General features: G+C 37.3%; 19 protein-coding genes and 1 pseudogene. 11 read left to right on the plus strand and 9 right to left on the minus strand.

The window, feature by feature from the left end; translation table 11 throughout:
- Positions 1 to 40 precede the first annotated feature (40 nt).
- The 7 genes from CVS84_RS07645 (at position 41) to CVS84_RS07675 (ending at position 7,613) form a co-directional block, all read left to right on the plus strand.
- Positions 41 to 958, plus strand: a complete 918-nt coding sequence (locus CVS84_RS07645; protein ID WP_159070075.1) for a TniQ family protein — start codon at positions 41 to 43, stop codon at positions 956 to 958.
- A 202-nt stretch (positions 959 to 1,160) separates the two neighbouring features.
- The gene (locus tag CVS84_RS07650) at positions 1,161 to 3,017 is read left to right on the plus strand and encodes a TonB-dependent receptor domain-containing protein (RefSeq protein WP_107691784.1); all 1,857 of its coding nucleotides are present in this window, start codon (positions 1,161 to 1,163) and stop codon (positions 3,015 to 3,017) included.
- A gap of 32 nt (positions 3,018 to 3,049) precedes the next feature.
- Positions 3,050 to 4,012: an ABC transporter substrate-binding protein gene (locus tag CVS84_RS07655; protein WP_103559946.1), complete on the plus strand. Its 963-nt coding sequence runs from the start codon at positions 3,050 to 3,052 to the stop codon at positions 4,010 to 4,012.
- Positions 4,013 to 4,044: 32 nt separating this feature from the next.
- Positions 4,045 to 5,094 (plus strand): ABC transporter substrate-binding protein, encoded by a 1,050-nt coding sequence (locus CVS84_RS07660; RefSeq protein ID WP_107691785.1) that lies wholly within the window; start codon positions 4,045 to 4,047, stop codon positions 5,092 to 5,094.
- Positions 5,087 to 6,088: a FecCD family ABC transporter permease gene (locus tag CVS84_RS07665; protein ID WP_107691786.1), complete on the plus strand. Its 1,002-nt coding sequence runs from the start codon at positions 5,087 to 5,089 to the stop codon at positions 6,086 to 6,088. The genes CVS84_RS07660 and CVS84_RS07665 overlap by 8 nt, the downstream gene beginning before the upstream one ends.
- Positions 6,088 to 6,822 (plus strand): ABC transporter ATP-binding protein, encoded by a 735-nt coding sequence (locus CVS84_RS07670; RefSeq protein WP_103593415.1) that lies wholly within the window; start codon positions 6,088 to 6,090, stop codon positions 6,820 to 6,822. Before CVS84_RS07665 ends, CVS84_RS07670 begins: the two co-directional genes overlap by 1 nt.
- Positions 6,819 to 7,613, plus strand: a complete 795-nt coding sequence (locus tag CVS84_RS07675) for a class I SAM-dependent methyltransferase (protein WP_107691787.1) — start codon at positions 6,819 to 6,821, stop codon at positions 7,611 to 7,613. The genes CVS84_RS07670 and CVS84_RS07675 overlap by 4 nt, the downstream gene beginning before the upstream one ends.
- A gap of 321 nt (positions 7,614 to 7,934) precedes the next feature.
- Here the strand turns inward: CVS84_RS07675 and CVS84_RS07680 are convergent, their stop codons facing one another.
- From CVS84_RS07680 to tig, 7 genes and pseudogenes are all read right to left on the minus strand, one after another.
- Positions 7,935 to 8,630 (minus strand): pentapeptide repeat-containing protein, encoded by a 696-nt coding sequence (locus tag CVS84_RS07680; RefSeq protein ID WP_107691788.1) that lies wholly within the window; start codon positions 8,628 to 8,630, stop codon positions 7,935 to 7,937.
- 53 nt (positions 8,631 to 8,683) lie between these two features.
- A complete protein-coding gene (locus tag CVS84_RS07685; RefSeq protein WP_107691789.1) occupies positions 8,684 to 10,405 on the minus strand; it encodes a hypothetical protein in 1,722 nt (573 codons plus the stop codon).
- A 178-nt stretch (positions 10,406 to 10,583) separates the two neighbouring features.
- Positions 10,584 to 11,456, minus strand: a pseudogene (locus CVS84_RS07690) (magnesium chelatase domain-containing protein); the annotation flags it as partial.
- Entirely contained in the window at positions 11,453 to 11,971 is a 519-nt protein-coding gene (gene def, locus CVS84_RS07695; protein WP_107691790.1) for a peptide deformylase, read from the minus strand. The pseudogene CVS84_RS07690 and the gene def, both read right to left, overlap by 4 nt.
- 14 nt (positions 11,972 to 11,985) lie before the next feature.
- Positions 11,986 to 13,008, minus strand: a complete 1,023-nt coding sequence (locus tag CVS84_RS07700) for a GGDEF domain-containing protein (RefSeq protein ID WP_107691791.1) — start codon at positions 13,006 to 13,008, stop codon at positions 11,986 to 11,988.
- A gap of 8 nt (positions 13,009 to 13,016) precedes the next feature.
- Entirely contained in the window at positions 13,017 to 13,607 is a 591-nt protein-coding gene (gene clpP / locus CVS84_RS07705; protein WP_054196008.1) for an ATP-dependent Clp endopeptidase proteolytic subunit ClpP, read from the minus strand.
- Positions 13,607 to 14,938 carry a trigger factor gene (tig, locus tag CVS84_RS07710; protein ID WP_107691792.1) on the minus strand — a complete coding sequence of 444 codons (1,332 nt, stop codon included), beginning with the start codon at positions 14,936 to 14,938 and terminating at the stop codon, positions 13,607 to 13,609. The genes clpP and tig overlap by 1 nt, the downstream gene beginning before the upstream one ends.
- 137 nt (positions 14,939 to 15,075) lie before the next feature.
- Between tig and folE the strand changes: the two genes are divergently transcribed.
- From folE to CVS84_RS07730, 4 genes are all read left to right on the plus strand, one after another.
- Positions 15,076 to 15,648: a GTP cyclohydrolase I FolE gene (gene folE / locus CVS84_RS07715; RefSeq protein WP_021090409.1), complete on the plus strand. Its 573-nt coding sequence runs from the start codon at positions 15,076 to 15,078 to the stop codon at positions 15,646 to 15,648.
- 11 nt (positions 15,649 to 15,659) lie between these two features.
- On the plus strand, positions 15,660 to 16,952 hold the full coding sequence (fliI, locus tag CVS84_RS07720; protein WP_413784324.1) for a flagellar protein export ATPase FliI: 1,293 nt from the start codon (positions 15,660 to 15,662) through the stop codon (positions 16,950 to 16,952).
- Between the two features lie 190 nt (positions 16,953 to 17,142).
- Positions 17,143 to 17,364, plus strand: a complete 222-nt coding sequence (locus CVS84_RS07725) for a hypothetical protein (protein ID WP_159070076.1) — start codon at positions 17,143 to 17,145, stop codon at positions 17,362 to 17,364.
- The gene (locus CVS84_RS07730; protein ID WP_107691794.1) at positions 17,357 to 17,704 is read left to right on the plus strand and encodes a hypothetical protein; all 348 of its coding nucleotides are present in this window, start codon (positions 17,357 to 17,359) and stop codon (positions 17,702 to 17,704) included. Before CVS84_RS07725 ends, CVS84_RS07730 begins: the two co-directional genes overlap by 8 nt.
- On the opposite strand, the gene CVS84_RS07735 is transcribed toward CVS84_RS07730, so the two are convergent.
- Both CVS84_RS07735 and CVS84_RS07740 read right to left on the minus strand, forming a co-directional pair.
- Positions 17,701 to 19,434 carry an ATP-binding protein gene (locus CVS84_RS07735; protein WP_107691795.1) on the minus strand — a complete coding sequence of 578 codons (1,734 nt, stop codon included), beginning with the start codon at positions 19,432 to 19,434 and terminating at the stop codon, positions 17,701 to 17,703. The genes CVS84_RS07730 and CVS84_RS07735 overlap by 4 nt on opposite strands.
- Entirely contained in the window at positions 19,434 to 21,110 is a 1,677-nt protein-coding gene (locus CVS84_RS07740; protein WP_107691796.1) for a fatty acid--CoA ligase, read from the minus strand. The genes CVS84_RS07735 and CVS84_RS07740 overlap by 1 nt, the downstream gene beginning before the upstream one ends.
- Positions 21,111 to 21,119 lie beyond the last annotated feature (9 nt).

Here is a 21,119-nt window from a genome sequence, read left to right on the forward strand (position 1 = left end):
CCATGTTACTAGATTTATAAATTTAAACGATAGGGACTTTGTGATTCATCCAAAGCCTCAAGACGACGAATTACTATCGTCATGGCTAGTAAGAGTAGCTCTAGCAAACGATGCAGCAGCTACATCTTTTACTAACATGCATTTTAGAGAATATGCAAGAAATATTATCTGGCAAAGAGATTTGGATATATGGTGTCCTCAAGATCTTATGAAGCGACTCTCGGGAAAAAGTCATTTATCAAAGGAGCAAATTCTAGATATGACATTAAAAAGCTATGAAGGAAAACTACAAGAACATATTAATGGTAGAACCAGAACTCGCTTTGTACAGCCCCTTGGGAACTATTGCCATATAAAAAGAAATGGCGGATTAAGATTTTGTCCCAAATGCCTAAAGGAGGATATAGTACCCTACTTTAGAAAGACATGGAGACTTTCTTTTTATACAGCATGCATCAAGCACGACTGTTTTCTGCACAGCAGATGTCCTACATGTGGCTCTCCACTAGTAATTTATAAGCATTACAACGAAAGAGACTTTACTTTTTGTTATAAATGTGGTACCGATCTTAAAACGGCACCTGCTCATACTATAAATAAACTTTCTTACGGGCTTAAAGCAGTAGAATGTTTGCTACAAATACTAAGTGAGGGCTACGGTATAAAATTCGGAAAAAAAGTAGCGTCAATCGATTTTTTTCATTTTTTAAAACAGATTAATAAAATGATTTATTTATGGAGAAAAACAGATGGCGTATTTGAGCACGAAATATTAGGAGATGTCATAAAATTTAATACTACAACTAAAAATAAATGCTATGAGGACTTTATAACCATAGAAGAACAGTATCTACTGTATTCCGGCTCTTGTTTTTTGATTCAATCAGATTCAAATTTTAAAGATTTTATTCAAAATAATCACATATTGCAGTGCCATATATATAAAGATTTTAGATAAAAATAGGTATTTGAATATAAAGATATAATTACCATTAAACCTATTTAAAAGGCCACAGTAATCCGCCCCCTGCTTAATATTAACTTCTTTACATAGATATTTAATTATTATTCCACATCAAGTTTATTTAAAAATTATTGTACTACAATTCTTTTTGATATTTTGATATAAAAAATCATAATTATATCTAAAAGGATTTCTAATGAGATTAGCTATCAGTCTGGCTGCGGCTACGATGGTACTATTTGCAAACGGTGCAAATCCCGACGTTATAAAGCCGATAAAGGATTTTACGCCTCCGCCGCCTTATACGCCAAACATCGCTCAAAGCGCGTTCCCCGAAAATCAATTCAACCGCGTGCCAAGGGATGATTATTTTTTTGTGACGGATTTGCTCGATAATTCGATGGACAAATTTCACGTCGCGGGCGGATTTTACGGCAGGACGTTTTATAGTTCGGGACTTTTTAAATACCGCGGTGCAAATTTCTATACGATTTTAAACGCGAACTTTTCTAAAGCCAATCGCTACAAAGACGGTGGCGGCAGGGAATGGAACTACGGCTATGCCAGGCAGGGGCAAAGCGCGGTCGTGGGTTTCGTGCCTAGTGAGCTAAGTGAGTTTAGATTTACGCTAGTACACGATAATATTGACGACGACAAGCAGCCTCACCATACTGCCGACTCGATAAAGACGCAACGATATATCGGTAAGTTTAACGCCAGGCTAGGTAAAGAGGATTTATCTAATACGTTAAATTTTGAAATAGCATTACGCGACGTGAGCAGAAGAAACGACAATTATCATTTGCGCCGCGCAGACCCTTCTAATATGGTAAAGGTAGAAGTAGATAGAAAGATTATAGATACGGAGCTAAAATACGATGTTGATTTTTCAAACTGGCACAATGTGGTCGGTACAGGATATCAGCACGATAATCATGAGGGCAAAAGATATCGTAAAATAGGCAATGATTGGGTTTTAAACGGCTTTAGGTTTGCAGACGTAACGAATAAAAAAACGAGAGTTTTTGATACGCTAAGCTATAAATTTACTGACGCGCACAAGCTCAGCCTAGCTCTAAACTACGACTGGATGAAGTCGAATTTAAATGATTTAAATACGGTTTATAACGGAGCAAGCGCGATAAATACCGTCGCTAAGCTTATTAAACAAATTTACGGCAAAGACTTTGACGGCAACATAAAACAGAATGGCTTAAGCGCTAGCCTAAAATACGACTTCACGCCCAATAAGCAAGATAATTACTATGTGGCTATAGAAAGTCTTTATCGTATGCCGAGCAATATGGAACGCTTTAGCAGTCTCTATGGGCCGACTACTAGAGGCTGGATCAGCAATCCGTTTATTAAGCCCGAGCGCCACAACCGCGTAAATTTGGGCTTTACCTATAAGAGCGAATTTTATAAAGAATACATGAGCTCGCGTCAGGGCGAGGATAGCTTTAGTCTGGGCGGGTACTTTATCGCAGACGACGCGCAGGATCTAGTTATCTACGATCGTCGCCACTCGGCCGCTGCCGCGCCGATGAATAAAAACGCCGTCATCACGCGCAACGTTGATGCTAGGATTTACAGCGTAAATTTGCGCGGGGAGTATAATTTCGCGCGAAATTTCGGGCTAAAAACTTCGTTATTTTACAACTACGGACAAAACAAAACCGACGGCAGACCGCTCTATCAGATCCGCCCGTTTGAGGCAAATTTGGCCTTTGATTACAAGGACTACGCGAGCTTTGGCAGCTACAATATCGGCACGGCGGTGCGCTACGTAGCAAAGCAAAATAGAGGAGATTTCGATAAAGCCACCGGCTTTGGCATCGACAAGCGTGAAGCGGCTAAGAGCTTTACGACGATGGACGTTTACGGCGGATTTGAGTTTAAAAACAGCTGGGGCGTGAGGCTTGGCGTGACGAATATCTTTGATAAAGATTACGCCGAGTTTATCAGCGGCGAGCACGTAGGAGCGCTAGATCCTGATCCTGTGGTGCGCGCGCCGGGGAGGGCGGTGTTTGTCAGCTTCCACTCTAGCTTTTAAAGACAACTATCTGTATAGCAAGGAGATACAATATGAATAGACGAGGTTTTTTAGGATTTGGTGCGGCGATTGGTGCTACAGCTCTTGCGCCGAGCCTTTTTGCGAAGGAAAATTTCACGATGTGGGGCGCGCCGGCAATCCCTAGCGTTATAATGGCCGTAGCAAGCCTACAAGGCGAGCTAGCAAAGACTCATGACGTGAGGTTACGCATTTGGAATAGTACGGATCAACTCCGAGCAGGCGTAGCTAATGGGGAAATAAAAATCACTATGGCGCCATCAAACGTGGGAGCAAACATGCGAAATCACGGCTTAAATTTAGCTATGCTAAATTTGCTTAGCCTTGGTACGATACAAGCCATGGTAAAAGATGAGAATATAAAAACTTTTGAAGATTTTATCGGCAAAAAATTAATAATTCCTTTTAAGGGTGATATGCCTGATTTGGTTCTGCGAGCGCTTTGTAAAAAACGAGGAATAGATATTTCCAAAATAGACATTACGTATACGCAGACGCCGCCGGAAGCTGCAGGATTATTTTTACAAAAAGATTATGATATTTTAATCGCCCCTCAACCTCTTCCGGCAGCAACCATACTGCGCGGGAAGAAAATGGGGATAGCGGTACATTACGGAGTAGATATTCCTAAGGTCTGGGGAGAAAGCTTTAATACCAAGCCGTACATTCCGATGGCGGGCATTATAGTCGATGTAGATTTTTATAAAGCAAATTTGCCTCTATTTGATACACTTCATAGCGACTTAACTAACGCTCTATCTTGGATCAAAGATAATAAGCAAAGTGCTGCCAAAATAGGAGCCGAATATCTACCGGTTCCAGAGCCGGCACTGGTTAATGCATTTGATAGGGCAAATTTGACGGTAACAAAAGCTCGCGATATGCAAGATGAGATAATGTCATTTTTTGAAACTATTTTTGAGTTTAATCCAAAGCTTTTGGGCGGTAAGATGCCCGACAAGAGTTTGTTTCTATAATTAAAGATAAATTTATAAAAAAGGATAATGTTATGTTAAAACATATTTTGTGTTTATTATTTATTTCTCTAAATATTTCGTTTGCTATGACAAACGAACAGATTGATGAATTTATATCAAAAAATAGCGTAGATATTCAGACTTTAAATGGAGTTCCAAATAAAGTTTACGCCAGTAATCCGCCGTTACTATTTTTGCTATATGCCGTTGCTCCCGAGAAAGTCAGCGGTATAAATTCTAGTTTCGGTAAAAGAGAAAAGCCGTATCTAAAAGAGAGCATGATTAACCAGCCGGTAGTAGGAGGATTTTTCGGGCAAGGCAAAATTCCAAATATGGAAATGCTTTTAAAGCTAGATCCTGATTTGATATTAGTAAATTCTGACTCTAAAAATACTCAAAAGAAATTCAAAGAAACCCTGGGTGGCATAAATAAACCTATGCTGTACTTAAAAGGCTATGAACTAGAAGATTACATTGACTCTCTTGAGGTTTTGGGCAAAATTTTAGATAAGCAAGATAGAGTAAAAAAGCTAATAGAGTATTCTAAAAAAACCATGGATATTTCAAAAGAGCTTAATGAATATATAGTAAAAAACTCGGTTGTTAAGCCTAAAATATACTATGCCGAAGATCCCGACGGACTAGCTACCGAATGCGAGGGCTCATGGCACACTAGGCTTATAGAGCTAAGCGGTGCCGAAAATGTGCATAAATGCAGCGGAAACCCGGATGCTACGGCTTATGGGCACATCAAAATTAGCTTTGAACAAATAGCCGAATACGATCCTGATATTATATTAATTTTCGAGAAGAGCTTTTATGATAAAATCTATGACGATCCTAAATGGCAAATACTAAAAGCCGTAAAAAATAAAAGAGCTTATTACTTACCTCGCGAACCATTTTCTTGGTTTGATCGTCCGCCTTCATTTATGAGATTCATAGGGCTTAAATGGCTTATAAATTTAACTCACCCTGATGTATTTAAATTCAATATGAATAAGGAAGTTAAGGACTTTTATAAATTATTCCTAGAGGTTGACATAAGCGATAACCAAGTAAAAGAGCTTATAGGTGAGTAAAAAAGCCTTTACGTTTTTAAGTATCTTATTGCTAGGGTTTATGTTACTTTCGGTACTAATAGGAAAATACGGCTTTAATGCGGAAGATTATCTAACATATTTTAAAGCCGTTATAAAAGGCGAAGACTTAAAAAATTATCAAGTTATGCATACTTTGATAACGGAAATTCGCCTTCCTAGAATAATGGCCTGCATTATAATAGGCGCTAGTTTGGCTATTTCTGGCTCAGCATACCAAGCCATGTTTGTAAATCCTCTAGTAAGTCCATCAATACTTGGGGTTTTAAGCGGTGCCGGATTCGGCGCCGCCATAGGAATGTTTTTCGGATTAAACGAATATCTCATTCAGCTTAGTACCTTTGCGTTTGGTTTTATAGCGGTACTAACGGCCTTAAGTATATCGGCCTTTTATTCACGCTCTGGCAGTATTATAGTATTGGTTCTTGGTGGCGTTATTAGCGGCTCTCTTTTTACATCTTTGCTATCAGCATTAAAATACGCAGCCGATCCAAATGACTCATTGCCGGCTATTACTTATTTTTTAATGGGTAGCCTAGGGTTTGCTTCGAAGAATTTTATTCAAATTTCGATTCTACCGATGTTTGTAGGAATACTATTGTTAGCCTTTAGCGGCAAATATTTAAATGCGCTGAGTTTGGGAGAAGAAGAGGCTAAAAGTCTGGGTATAAATGTTGCTAGGGTTAAAAATTTCGTTATTTTGGTTGCTACTTTTATTAGCGCCTTAAGCGTAACGATAGCCGGTATTATCGGTTGGATAGGTCTTATAGTTCCACATATGGCACGTTTTATATTTGGAGCGGATAATCGCGCCGTATTGTCTAGTTCAGCTATGATAGGTGCTATATTTTTACTTTTTTGCGATAACTTTTCGAGACTTATGTTTACTTTTGAAGTCCCGATAGGTATAGTAACTTCACTGTTTGGAATACCTATATTTATTCTAGTACTTCGTAGAGCTAAAAAGAGTTTTTAATGATAGAAATCAGAAATCTAAAATTCGGATACAAAGATAAGAATATACTAAACGGTATAAGTTTTAGTATCAAAAAAGGCGATACGCTTAGTATTCTGGGCGCAAACGGTAGCGGTAAAAGCACCCTCCTGCGTATTATGCTTGGATTTTTAAAATTCGAGGGTACGGTAAATATATGCGGTAAAAGCGTAAGGAATTACGAAAAAAAAGAACTTGCAAGGCTTATAGCCTACGTTCCTCAAACGCATGCCCCGTCATATGAATATAGCGTATTTGATATAGTACTAATGGGCGCATTGTGCAGAACGTCTTTATTTTCTAACTTTAGCCTTGCCGATAAAAAACTTGCCGAGTATGCATTGGAAAGAATGGGTATTTTAGAGCTAAAAGATGAACTTTATACTAGAATAAGCGGCGGACAAAGGCAGCTGGCATATATCGCTAGAACCTTAGTACAAGGCGCCAAAGTTATTTTTATGGACGAACCTACGACCGGGCTTGACTTCGGCAATCAAATCAAACTACTTGAAATGATAAAGACGCTAAAAGACGAGGGGTATACTTTCGTACAAACCACTCATTACCCTCGTCACGCTAAATTTGTTTCAAATCTAGTATTGTTTTTAAAGGACGGCAAGATACTAGATTTTGGAAAGTGCGATGAATTGATAAATCCATCAAATATAGATAAGATTTACGGAATAGATTATCAAAAATATGAGGACAAATTATGATATTACCTTCTAATTACGATAGGCTGGATTTTAATAAGCTTTATAAGGAGCAAAGAACAAATAGTTCTTTTATTAGGAAATCAGTAGCCAAATGGGATGTTAAGGCAGCAAGCTTTAGTGAGAGCGTACTTAAGAGCGACTATGTTAAAGACTTTATCTCAAGAGTCGATTTTGATGGCGCAAGAACGCTTCTTGATTTCGCATGCGGTGCCGGAGCATTAAGCATAGCTGCAACAAATAAGGTAGATAAAATTTACGGTTATGATTTTTCGTCGAAAATGCTAGAATTCGCAGAACAAAACTCTCGGGATTTTAATTGTAAAAATATTGAATTCGCGCAAAAAGCATTCGAAGACGACTTTAGCGACGTACCTGAGTGCGATATTACGTTTGCATCTCGTTGCCTTGACGTAGATGACTTAAAACAAGCCCTAGAGAAATTACTTTCAAAGACGAAAAAAGCCCTTTATATTACTTTTAAAGTCGGTAGTTTCATTAACGAAGACGTTTTAAATGCTCTTGGAAGCAATATTGAAAAAAGACCAGACTTTATATATTTAATAAATATTTTATTCCAAATGGGATATCTTCCAAAGCTAGAGTATATACAAACTTCATGCGGTGATGGAATACCTGAAACTATCGACGATCTTGTTAAAAAAATACAATGGGGACTTTCGAGAGAGCTTACGGAGCCGGAAGTTTATAATCTCAATAAGTACTTTAACAGCAACCGCTTTGAGCGAAAACAAGAACATATGAACTGGGCTTTCATAAGAGTAGATAAATGATAATTTTATAATTAACTGTTATGGTCAATAAATTTGGATTGGTCTTAAAAATATCATATATTTATAGTTAGTGATATTTGAGCATACGGGATACGATGGCAATTCTTTAAGATGCCTGATATATTAATGCTAGATTTTTACGCATTATTAAAAAATACATCCTATTGCTAAACACAGAGCCAATGTAATGCAAGGTTTTATAGCACATTAATATAAAAAAAGAAGCAACCGTCAAAACATCTGATACCATAGGTAGCACCTCCGCTAATTTTTGTATTACAAACACCTTTAACTCGCATCAGTCCGTAGACGAGTGTTTGATTAGCTTATAGAGCCCTGTGTGGCAATAGAACCGAGTTCATTTATTGTATCATTTTTTTGTTTTTTATACAATATTTTTTTAATATAGCTCAATGTATGAAAATCACAAGATATATGATTAAGGCTTGATAAATTATTTACTAGAAAATTTTCGCCAAATTCTGATACCAATATATCGACCGATAGTGTATTTATTGCATCTCTTTTTTGAAATAATACGCTAGAATTTTTTATAAAGCGGTTATTGCGAAGTTTATCAAAAGCCTTTAATAGCTCTTTGCTATAATTATTGCTACTAGGAAAAGCTGTTAATATTTCGGTATTTTTTAAATTTCTTTTACTAATAATTTTTGATAAGCCGCTTGTGCATACTATTTTACAATTATAAAATTTGCAATTTTTAATTTTACACTCCTTGAAAACCGAAGATGAAATAATTGAATCTTCAAAAAGTGCATCCGTTAAATTACATTTTCTAAAAAGCGCTCCATTTAATAAACAAGATCTTATTTGGGCTTCATAAAAACTGCAAAATTTAAATTTTGTTCCAACAAAAGAGGTTCCGTCAAATATAGTGCCGGAAAAATTGGTTTTATAGCTGCATGATTTATTAAAATTTTTATATATAAATTTCCTACCACTCCTATCCACGCAACTATAACTAAAAGCTTTTTTATTTTTGTCGTTTACGGGCATGCAACCTCTATCTATTAATTTTTATTCGTATTTATAGATTATATTATAATGAGTCATTTTTCTTGATATCTCTCCAGTACGCATTTTAACCTCTTGCCCCAATCTTGTATCTTTTTCTCGTGTGCATCATATGGATGGTATAAATAATATTTGGTCATTTTAAATTTTAAATCCTGCAACCAACTATTACTCGTTTTTGCAATGTTTGTGACTATTTCTTGCACGATAGCCTCATCTATACTATTATAATAATCCCTAATTAAAAGCGTACTAAGCGTTTCTAACAATTTGTCTTTTTGTATCTCAAGAATAATGTACCTACAATTTTTGTAGCATATCTCAACCACTATATACTTTCTAGGAGTCACTCCATCCAACATTGTAGCCCTCTTCCACGCATGCCTTCCTCGATAATTTTTTGGTTTTTGAGGCAAGTCCTCGCATTGTAAAATTTTGTATGAAAAATCGCAATAAATATCAGAGCAATACATCAACATGGCTTTTATGTCTTCAATAGTTATATAACTTCCGGTTTCTTGCTCACTATCCTCGTCTTCTTTTTTCAAGTGCCCCTCTGTAGTATTTAGATCGCCCTGCACTTCCGCGTCGTTTGAGCTTAGATCTAATTTGTCCTCCTGCAATTTATCACTTCCTCGCACTATTTCTCTACTTTGGTCTTCTTCTGTAATCGTTTCAAATTCAATAGTTTTATTGAGCAGATCTAACTTTGCCTCTAAATTAGCATCCTCATCTTTATCTACTATACTTACTGAACTATGTAAAATATTGGGGGTTTTTTCATTGAGTTGATTCGTTAAATCTTTCTTGGACAGCTTTGTGCTTTTTATCACACCTATTATATCTTTTTTTCCTCCAGGAAGCTCTCTAATAACTTTAAGCTGTTCAAATGGATAAAACGAATTTTCTTGCAAGATTTTTAAAACAAGCAATGATCCATCACTTAATACCTTAGCTCTTGCCTTAAAATTTATTTTTCCAGGTACTGGAAAATTTGCTTGAATAGTCATCGTATTTGGCGAGCCTACAAAGTTAGCACTTTGTTTCCTATGCTCAGATAATATTTTGCTAGCAACCATATCTCTTCTTATTTGCAGCCACATATTATTAGCTCTTTTGTCTATAACAAATCTATATATATTTTCTGCATCAATATTATTCGCATTGAATTTTAAGTATATCTCACCAATCCCATTATCTAATGTTGCTCTTTTATAAAGACCATCCAATGAACTATTTTGCCCCTGAGTCTCCGACATAATTTGTCTAGTCATCGATGCTGATGTAAAGTAAAAATATCTTGCGATTTCATAATGTGGAAAAATAACCATTCTTCCAGATAAATTATCTTTAAAGGTTGAATATTTTTGCTGATTTTTATGCCAGCCAACATTATATTTACCTATTTTTTCAGGCAGCTCACTCATAAACTCATCTAAAATAGGTATGTTCTTAAGATTTTTGGTCACCAGCAATCCATCGCCGACACTTATTTGAAAATTGCGAATATCTCCTGCGCTAGTTCCAATTTTTTGCTGGTTTTCAACAACGGTACCAAGCGGAAAAGCACAAATTTCTTTTAAATTGAAAAAAGATAGAAAATATTCGGGTTTTTCTTTGAATATCTCTTTTAAAATGATTGGGATACTAAAATTCGTTTCGTTTTGATAAATATCTCCATATGAAAAGACAATCAACTTTTTATTTTTTGGTAATTTTGTCAATATCAAATCTTGTAAAATCACACTTTCATTCATTACCCAAAGCCCTCTGAGCACTCCTTAGAATCTATTTTGTTCTATTCTAAGCTTAAAAATTTATATATAAAAGATCATTAAATAATCCTTTTAAAATAAAGTATTTTTATAAATTATAAAAAACAACATATGTTCGCAACTTTTATTGAACTATTCGCAACTTTTATTGAATTTCACAACCTCCGCCAAAGATCGAGCTTTTTGTTGAAGTGTGGTGTGGTGAGCGAAAGGCTCTAGTGCTTGTAAATTCACTATCTTGCAGGTTTAGCGAGCGGTAGGCGGCGGACTTTAGCACCTCTTCTAGGCTTTGTGGTGCCATGATATAAACTAGGCGTTTTGCGCACATGCTCTTGCCACTGCCTGGGCTACCTTCAAATAAGATATTGTGCATGCCAACGGCTGCGATGACACAGGCTCTTTTGGCTCTTTCTTGGCCCAAAACGTCCTTAAAATCAAGCTCGAAGCTTAAATTTGGAACATATCTTTTGCCAGAAATTTCTATCACGTTTGAAAATAGCTCATGCGTAGCGTTAAAACGTATGCTTTTTGCAAATTCTTCATCGCTAAAAAATCTGATCGCCTCTTCCAAAGTACTAACAGCATAAATCTCTAAATTTGGGATCATGGAGGCTTTTTGAGCTATCTCTTTTGGTACTAGAATTTTTGTATTTTTGACCTGTGTGCTTAAAAAAAGTAAGATAGAAAATAAATTTGCTGTGCTTTTTACGCTTCCATCAAGTCCAAGCTCGCCAAAGACAAAAATTTTCTCTAAACTTTTTGCCTTTTGAAGAGCTATAAGAAGAGCGATAGCTAAGTCAAAATGTGAGCCGCTCTTTGGCAAATCTGAAGGGGATAAATTTATGGTAATCTTTTGTGCTGGAAAAGAAAAATCAAGTGCTAGAAGTGCTGCTTTTACGCGCTCTGTACTCTCTTTGATACTTGTGCTTGCAAGCCCAACGATGCTAAAACCAGGAAGCCCGCGAGAGAAGATAGACTCAACGTCAATTATCTTTAGCCCATCGCCGTAAGTAGCACATCTTAAAGACTTCATGAAGCTTTTTCTTTTTTTTGCTTTTTGTATTCCTTATCAAATTTTTTGCGTTTATTAAAGCCGATCTTTTCTATAAAAAGATGTCCATCTAAATGATCATTTTCATGCTGGATAGCGATAGCTAAAAGCCCATCAGCCTTTAAGCTTTGCTCTTTGCCAAAGCGGTCTTGATATTTGATAGCCACAATCTCATTTCTTTTTACATCTTCATAATATCCGGGCACACTAAGGCAACCCTCTTGATATACGCATTCTCCTTCACGTAGTTCAAACTTTGGATTTATGATCTCGATTAAATTTTCTTTATCTTGTACGCCCTCATCATTGGCTAGATTTATAATAAAAATTCTTTTTGCAACACCTATCTGAATAGCTGCAAGGCCAATGCCCTCTTTTGCAATCATCGTATCATACATATCATCAAGTAGTTTGTGAAGTTCCTCATCAAAAATTTTAACCTCTTTTGAGACTTCATAAAGTTTTTTATTTGGATAAGATAAAACCTCTAAGATCAAGCCCAAACTCCTACTTATTCACCCAAAAATATAGGCTGCTCATCATCTTGTGTTAGTATTAGTTGATCTAACGAGTAAGAGATTAATTCTTCAGCACTTCTTGTTTTTGTTATCATGCTTGAAACCACTTGGATATCAAGCTTGCACTCTTCACCATCTATCTTCCAAGGTATAGATGAAAGCATATTTAAAATTCTGCTACCGGCTTGTTTTGTGCCATTTTCATCAGTATATTTCATAACCATAGCAAAACAGCCATCACCGTAATGAGCTACTATATCACTTCTTCTAGAAGTTCTTAAAAGAAGCTGTGATATAGCTTTATACATATTGTTTCGCTCTTTTAAATTTTTAACACGATTTGTAAATCTATCTTTTGCTCTTACTAGTAAAAACGATGCGTTATAGCCATATCTTTTAACGGCTTCTACTTCACTTTGCACTGTGGCTACTAGAAATTTTTTATTATAAACGTCATATGTCGTATCATAAATCGACTGCTCTTCAATAGATTTAAGCATCTTGGCTACTTCGTCATAGCTTACTTTAATGACATCAAGATGTTTATCCATAAGGCTGTTTAATTTTATTAGGTCATGATTAAATGCGCTTAAAACATTTTGAAGAGCTAGGATATTTGTATTGTTTTTGAGTGCATCCATACGCTTTTGCACTAGGCCTCTCATGATGCCTAAATTTTTATAGATTAGCACCACGGCTTGAAGCATACTTTTTATCTGGATAAATCCTTGCTTTATCTCTTTTTCAATAGAGATATTACTGCCTGATGGTACTGAGATCTCGGAATTTATAACTATCATATCACCGATCTCTTTTCTAAATTCATCAGGCTGTCCATCAAGCATTTTCTCAAAATAAATAGAGTAATTGTTTGGCGTAGATGGAACATTATCGTCACTTAATTCATGCAAAACATTTTCTGAAAATTTGTATATATCTACCTTTTCTTTTTCTAGAATATGTTTTAACTCAACCGCTTTTTTCTTAGGGTCTGGTGCATTATCTATCTTTATCACTTTGGGCCTTATTTAAAACTTTTCTCCAAAATTTTATCAACAAGTCCGTACTCTTTGGCTTCAGCTGAGCTCATAAAGAAGTCACGCTCAGTATCTTTTACGATCTTACTTAGCTTTTGACCTGTATTTTTGGCCAAAATTCCATTCAAAATCTCTTTCATACGCAAAATTTCACGAGCTTGTATCTCGATATCAGTCGCTTGTCCTCTAGCGCCGCCAAGGGGTTGGTGTATCATGATGCGAGAATTTGGCAATGCATATCTTTTACCTGGTGCGCCACAGCTTAGCAAAAATGCACCCATGCTAGCCGCTTGACCGATGCATATCGTGCAAACGTCTGGCTTTATGTAGTTCATCGTGTCATAGATACTAAAGCCACTTGTTATCACGCCACCTGGTGAGTTTATATATAGATAGATATCTTTATCTGGATCCTCAGCCTCTAAAAATAGCAGCTGAGCAACGATAGAAGCGGCCATGCCGTCTTCTATCTCACCACTTAGCATAACGATCCTGTCTTTTAAAAGACGGGAATATATATCATAGCTTCGCTCACCTCTACTAGTTCTTTCAACTACGACAGGAACGTAATAGCTCATTACTCAGCCTTCTCTTTTTTACTTGCTTTTTTTTCGTCTTTTTCTTTGTTGAAAAGCTCGCTAAATAGCTTCTCTTCGATCATTGACATCTTTATAGCTGGAAGCATGCCTTGATTGCGGTACATATCAAGGTGTGCTTTTGGATCTTGTCCGCTTCTATACGCCTCAAAATAGATCGCTTGAACGACCTCTTGATCGCTTACTTTTACGCCTCTTACGCGAGCTAGCTCATCGATAATGAAAGTTAAACGAACGCTATTTTCAGCGTCTTTTCTAAACTCGTCACGTTTTTTAGAAAGAGCATCTTTGTCCTCTCTAAATTTTTTCATATCATCTGGAGTAAATGAGCTCCATGCGTTTCTAAACTGCATATCAATCTCTTGCTCGACAATATTTTTTGGCACGTCAAATTTAAATTTCTCAACCGCAGCTTCAGCAAATTTTGGCTTAAGCTCATCATTTATAAGTTTATAAATTTTCTCTTGGCGGATTTGCTCTTTTATACGCTCATCAAGTAACTCTTCAGTTGGTTTTTCTTCATTTGGAAGTAGAGTTTTAAGCATCTCTTCATCTAGTTTTTCAGGAATTTTTCTCTCTTGAATTTCATGAAGTTTGACTTTAAAAACAGCGTCTTTGCCAGCTAAATGTGCAGCGCCGTAGTTTTCTGGGAATTTAACCTCGATATCTTTTTCGCCACCAGCTTTTATGCCTACCATACCATCTTCAAAGCCTGGGATAAATTGATTTGAGCCGATCTCAAGCACATAGTTTTCAGCCTTGCCACCATCAAATGCTACGCCGTCAACAAAGCCTTCAAAGTCAAATTTAGCAAAATCGCCAACTTTTAGACCTCTTTTGCCATCAATTTTTTCAAGTGGAGCTATCATTTTTAGAAGTTCAGTTTTTTTCTCATCGATATCTTTTTTCAAAACACGTGGGTTTGAAAACTCAGGTATCAAACTCTCATAGCCGCTCACATCGACGCTTGGTTTAAATGAAACTGTTAGCTCAACATCGATCTTACCATCTTTTCTATCAAATTTTGAAACGATAGGCTCGCCGATAAGATCATCGTTTTTCTTGCCTGCTTGCTTTATAGCCTCTTCTACTACATCTCTTAAGACATCTTGTTCAGCGTCGTTTGTTAGCTCTTTCTCGTAGCGTTTTAATACAACAGCAACTGGAACGTGACCTTGCCTAAAGCCATCTACTTTCATAGTTTTTGCTGCTTTTTTTGCTAGCTTTTCTACGCTAGACTTTATAGCATCTGCACTTATAGTCGTGCTTGCTAGAGTATTTACGCTATCTAGAGCTTTTGTTTTGATTTCCATCTAATTCCTTTATGAATACAAATTTTTAGCCCAAAATATAGCAGATTTTTCCTTATTTCATTGTAAATTTGTAAATTTTTATAGATATAAAAGGCGTTTTAACGTAGAATCTAGCAATAAAATTATGGAGAAAATTTATGCAAGAGAGTTTTGAAAATTCGGTTAAAAACATGCTAACGATAATAGGCGAAGATCCAAATAGAGAAGGCCTTATAAAGACGCCTGAGCGTGTCTTTAAAGCATTTAAATTTCTAACTAGCGGATATGATGAAGATCCAAAAGAGGTTCTTGGTGACGCACTTTTTACTAGCTCAAATAATGAGATGGTTTTGATGCGAAACATCGAATTTTACAGTCTTTGCGAGCACCATTTGTTGCCCATTATCGGCCGAGTGCATGTGGCGTACATCCCAAATGGCAAGGTCGTTGGCCTTAGTAAAATTCCACGCATGGTAAATATCTACGCAAGACGCTTGCAAATTCAAGAGCAGATGACTGAGCAGATCGCAAAAGCACTTGAGGATGTGATCGCTCCAAAAGGCGTTGGTGTCGTCGTTGAGGCTAGACATATGTGCGTTGAGATGAGGGGTGTGCAAAAGATAAACTCAACCACTACAACCTCAGCACTTAGAGGTTGCTTTATCAAAAACGCAGACACAAGGCGAGAATTTTTCTCGCTTATAAATTCTCCTAGGGAAACGCATTTTTGAGCTTAGAGCATATAAATTTAAAGCTTAAGGAGGGTGTGAAACTCTCAAACACCTTTGGCATCATAACTAAAATCACAGCTACAACTATCGAGATCACTGGACTTCGTCCAAGCATCGGAGACATCGTGCGTATAGTTGCAAAAGATAAGAGCAAAAATGGTCTTGGCATGGTTACACAAATAAAGACAGATGGCGCTTATATCAGTCCATTTGGCTTTGTCGAGGGCTTTAGGATAGGTGACTTTGTCTATGAGAGCGATCAGGGCATGAGCATACCAGTGGGGCCAAATTTGCTAGGCCGCGTGGTCGATCCATTTATGAAGCCCATAGACGGCAAAGGAGCGATCGAGACGACTGAATATATGCCGATCATGAGAGCGCCGATAGATGCGATGAAAAGGGGGCTTATAAATGAGCCATTTAGTGTTGGTATAAAGACGATAGATGGGCTACTTACTTGTGGTAAGGGTCAAAAGCTGGGAATTTTTGCAGGTTCAGGTGTGGGCAAATCAACCCTAATGGGCATGATCGTAAAAAATACGCTAGCACCGATAAAAGTAGTCGCGCTAATAGGCGAGCGCGGCCGTGAGGTACCCGAATTTATCGAAAAAAACCTAGGCGGTGACCTAGAGGGTACGGTCATCATCGTAGCGACCAGCGATGACAGCTCGCTCATGCGAAAGTACGGTGCATTTTGTGCGATGAGCGTGGCTGAGTACTTCAAACAGCAGGGCAACGATGTGCTTTTCATCATGGATAGCGTTACGCGTTTTGCGATGGCACAGCGCGAGATCGGCCTTGCACTTGGCGAGCCACCGACCTCAAAAGGCTATCCACCAAGCTCGCTCACACTCCTGCCACAGCTAATGGAGCGCGCCGGCAAAGAGGAGGGTAAGGGCAGTATCACGGCATTTTTCACCGTGCTAGTCGAGGGCGATGATATGAGCGACCCGATAGCCGACCAAAGCCGCTCTATCCTAGACGGGCACATCGTGCTAAGTCGTGAGCTAACGGATTTTGGAATTTATCCACCTATCAATATCCAAAACTCAGCCTCGCGTGTCATGGGAGATGTGATCAGTAAAGAGCATAAGCTAAATGCGATGAAATTTAAGCGCCTTTACTCGCTTTTAAAAGAAAATGAGGTCTTGCTTCGCATCGGCGCATATCAAAAGGGAAGTGACAAGGAGCTTGACCTTGCGATCTCGAAAAAAGAATTTATGGAGAGTTTCTTGAAACAAAGCTCAGAAGAGGCCTTTGCGCTCGAAGAGGTCGAAGAACTGCTTGATAAGATCAATCAGTAAAATTTCATAGTGTCTGAAGTGCGACTAAAATATAATCAAATCTTTATATTTATTATCAAAAATGGTGGTGATTTCGTTGCTTTGTTTTAGGTGTGAAAATTGCGGTCAAAAAATCAATAAATTTACGTTTTCTTATCTCATTTTTGGTCCAGAAAAGCGATGCTGCAAAAAGTGCAGGAGCGAATTTGAAGTGGTAAATCTTTTTAAGATAGCAAACGAGATATATGCCAGTGCTTCTTTTATAGCGATGATAGCACTATTTAGTGCAGTCCACTCAATATTTTTTAATAATAAAAAAGAATATTTTCTAGCTGCTTTTATTATCTTTGTGGTTTTATATTTCGTGGTAAAAGTAGTAGTTTTGCACTTTGTGTCATATAAGATGACAAAGCGAGGAGATCAGCTTGAATAAGCCAAAACTCACACACTTTACATGCCCAAACTGCGGTCACAGAGTCGATAAAATTTCAAAATTTTGGGACTTTTTTGATAAAAAACTACTTATTTGCAAAGGTTGTGATAGCGAATTTGAGGTAAGCGAGCGAGCTAAATTTATACTAAACGGTTATGAGTGGATATTTATCCTGCTGTGGATTTTAGTAGTGACACTCATGCAAATTTTCGTAGACGAAAAACAAATTTTCTCGCTCACGTCAGTGATCATCGGTACTTTTGTCTTTGTCTTGGTACGAAGTATCATCTTACTGCTGATCCCATACAAAATAACTAAAGTCGGTAAGAAAAAGGCTTAAGAGCCAAATCCCATCTTTTTATCCTCACCAAAGCTAGAGTTTAGCTCGCGCTCTATCGTGGTTTTAAAGTCCTCAAAGGTAAAGATCCCATCATCTTTTATAGCGACTTTCAAAGCGGTATTTTTTAGTGCAAGGACGATCTGCGCGCCACTTAGGTTAAACTCAGCCAGTCTTTCTACGCTAAAGCCATCTTCAAAGCTCGCATTTTCAGGCAAAATTTTACGCCAAATGGCAAGCCTGCCGTTAAAATCAGGCTTTTTAAACTCGATCTTATAATCAAACCTTCTAGAAAACGCCACATCAAGGCTTTGCAAGAAATTTGTCGTGGCGATCAGCACGCCTTCAAAACGCTCGATCTGCTCTAAGAAGATATTTTGCATTTGATTATGCATCTTTTCAGCCCCGCTCGAGCTCTCCACTCTCGTGCTTAAAAACTGATCGGCCTCGTTTAGCAAGAGCACCGGCTCGCTGCCACTTTTTTTGCAAATTTCTTTGTAAGTATCAAAAATTTTCCTTACATTTTGCTCGCTCTCGCCGACATATTTGCTTAAAATTTTTGAGCAGTCAAAGCTTAAAATTTGCTTCTTTAGGCTTTTTGCAAGCCCAACGGCGCTCATGGTTTTACCAGTGCCAGGCTCACCGTAAAAGATAATCTTGGCGTCTATGTTTTTTCTAGTTTTTATGCCCCAGCTACTAAGTCTAGCGAGCACTTTTTTATCGACTTGCTTTAGTATCGTGCTTAAAAGCTGCTTTGTCTTTTCGTTTAGCACGACGTCTTCTAGGCTCGTTACTGGCTCAATGAGCTCAAAAATTTCTTGCTCTTTTACCAGGCTTTCGATCTTGATTTTCTTGCTATTTTTGTCATTTTTTGGGTGCATTATGCTTTGCAAAATTTCTTCATTTATAAAAAAGCTCTTGCTTACATTGCCATAAGCGTTTAAAACCTCGTCGTAGTCAATGAGTGCGCTCTCGATGAGCCTTGAGCCATCCTCTAAAAGAGTACGATTTTTGATGCGTTCAAGCTCATCTTTGCTTATTAGCCCAACTAGCGTGTTTAGGTCGCGACCATTTTCAAAGTCGCCCGCGTACTCCTCTTTTAAAAGGGCTAAAAATATGATCTGCTCTTTTTCGTCAAGTGAGTTTTCTTTAAAAATTTGCTCTATCTTTAGGCTGATCTTGCTTAGTTTTACACGCTCATTGATTCGCTTTGTAAGCTCAGAAATTTGCTCATTTATCCGCTTTTTGGCATCACTTGAGCTGTTTTCAAAAATGGCAGCCTTTGAGTAAAGCTCCACCTTTAAAAACTGATCTTTTAAATACTCCAAATGATCTTCATATGGCGTAAGCTCTGGCAAATTTATATCAGCGTTGCCATCTTCAAGAATTTTTAAAAATGTGGCTGATAGAGAAATTTCAGAATGAAGCAACGAAAGAAGCCCTTGAGCTGAAGCCCTTTGCGTGCTCTCAGGTATTTTAAAAAGACTATAATTTTGTACAATCCAACCGCTATCAAGCAAATTTTTTATAAATTTTAGATACAAAAGCTGCTTATCATTTTGTGTGCCAAAGACTGCTCCAAGTAGCTCAAAAACGCTCATATTAGCCGTTCCTTGCACATAAGCTTTACTTAGATATTTTAAAATTTCTCCCTCTTCATCGCCACACTTTATCAGCTCGTAAATTTTGCTTTTTTTGAGGTCCTGGTTTAAAAAATCAAGCAAGTATTTCACTAAAATTTATCCTTCATCTGCTCTATTTGTTCTTTTAATACACGTTTTAGCACCTTACCAGTGGCATTTCTAGGCAACTCTTCGGCAAAATAGATACTCTTTGGTATCTTGAAATTCGCTAAATTTTTCTTCAAATGCTCTCTTACTGTTTTTTCATCAAGATCCATGCCATCTTTTACTTGTATGAAAGCAACGACCTCTTCATCAGCATGTACATCTTTTACGCCAATTACCGCTGTTGCTTCAACTGCTTCAAGTTTGTAAATGACTTCTTCTATCTCACGCGGATAGATATTAATGCCCTTTGATATGATGAGGTCTTTTTTACGATCAACGATATAGATAAAGCCCTCTTCATCGACTTTGCCAAGATCTCCGGTCTTTAACCAGCCATTTATTATGGTCTCATCAGTGATGCTTGGCATACCATAGTAGCCTTGCATAACGCAGTCGCCCTTTACAATGATCTCGCCTATCTGGCCAACTGGAAGCTCCATCATCTCATCATTTACGATCTTTACCTCATAACCATCAAGCACAGGCCCTACACTTAAAAGCTTTTGTTTATCATATAAATTTGCAGCTACGACTGGCGAGCATTCGCTAAGTCCATATCCCTCAACAAGTGTTGCACGCGGAAATTTCACTCTAAAGTCATCTATCGTCTGCTTTGCAAGCGGAGCTGCACCACTTACAAATAATCTAATGCGGTTAAACCATCTAAAATACCAAGGAATTTTAGCCTTACCGATAGCTGTATAGATGGCTGGGATTCCCAAAAATACAGTTACACGCTTTAGTAAAGTTTGTTTTAGTACATTTGAAAATGGAAATACTGATTTTACAAGAACCATCGAAGCGCTCGCAAATATCGGAAGCAACACCATTGCAGTTAGTGTAAAACTATGAAACATCGGTAAAAAGACTATGAAACGATCACTTTTTTTTACTATGAAACGATCATGAGCTCCAATTAAATTTGAAAAGATATTTTTATAGCTTATCATCGCGCCTTTTGGCTTGCCAGTAGTGCCTGAAGTGTAAATTATATGCATTAAATCATCTATTACCGGATACTTTGTGATACTAAGAGCGTATTTATGATTTAGAGTTTCTATAAAATTTATGTTTTTAACAAGGCCATTATTTTCATAGCCCTTGCTCATATCCTCTTTTGAAATTTGAGGAGTTGAAGTAAGATACGCGCTCTCGCCATACTCTTCGTCAGTGTCTATATATTCATCCTTTGAGGCACTTTGAAGTTTCTTTGGTATTGCTCCGATCCAGATTATCTTTCTTAAAATTTCAAGCTCATTTAATGCGATTAACTCTTTTGCAAGCGAGCTAGAAGCAAAAAGCACCTTTGCACCGCAATCATTTATGATATATTCAAACTCGTTTGCTTTTAAAAAAGTATTCATAGGCACTGCAATACCGCCTATTGCGGTTATCGCAAGGTATGAGATGATAAATTCTTTCGAGTTTGTAACCGCCATAGCTACTTTATCACCAAATTTTACTCCAGCAAGTTGCAAATAAGCTGCCACTTTATCGATATTTTGCTTTAATTCGCGATATTTTAGCTTCTCTTTTTCTTCAAAAAGAACTACTTGATTTGGATTTTCCTTTGCTACTTTGGTTAAAATTTCATAAAAATTATTATAAGAGTATCGCATTATTAACCC

The sequence above is a fragment of the Campylobacter concisus genome, assembly GCF_003048575.1.
In the GTDB taxonomy this organism is placed as follows: Bacteria; Campylobacterota; Campylobacteria; order Campylobacterales; family Campylobacteraceae; genus Campylobacter_A; species Campylobacter_A concisus_U.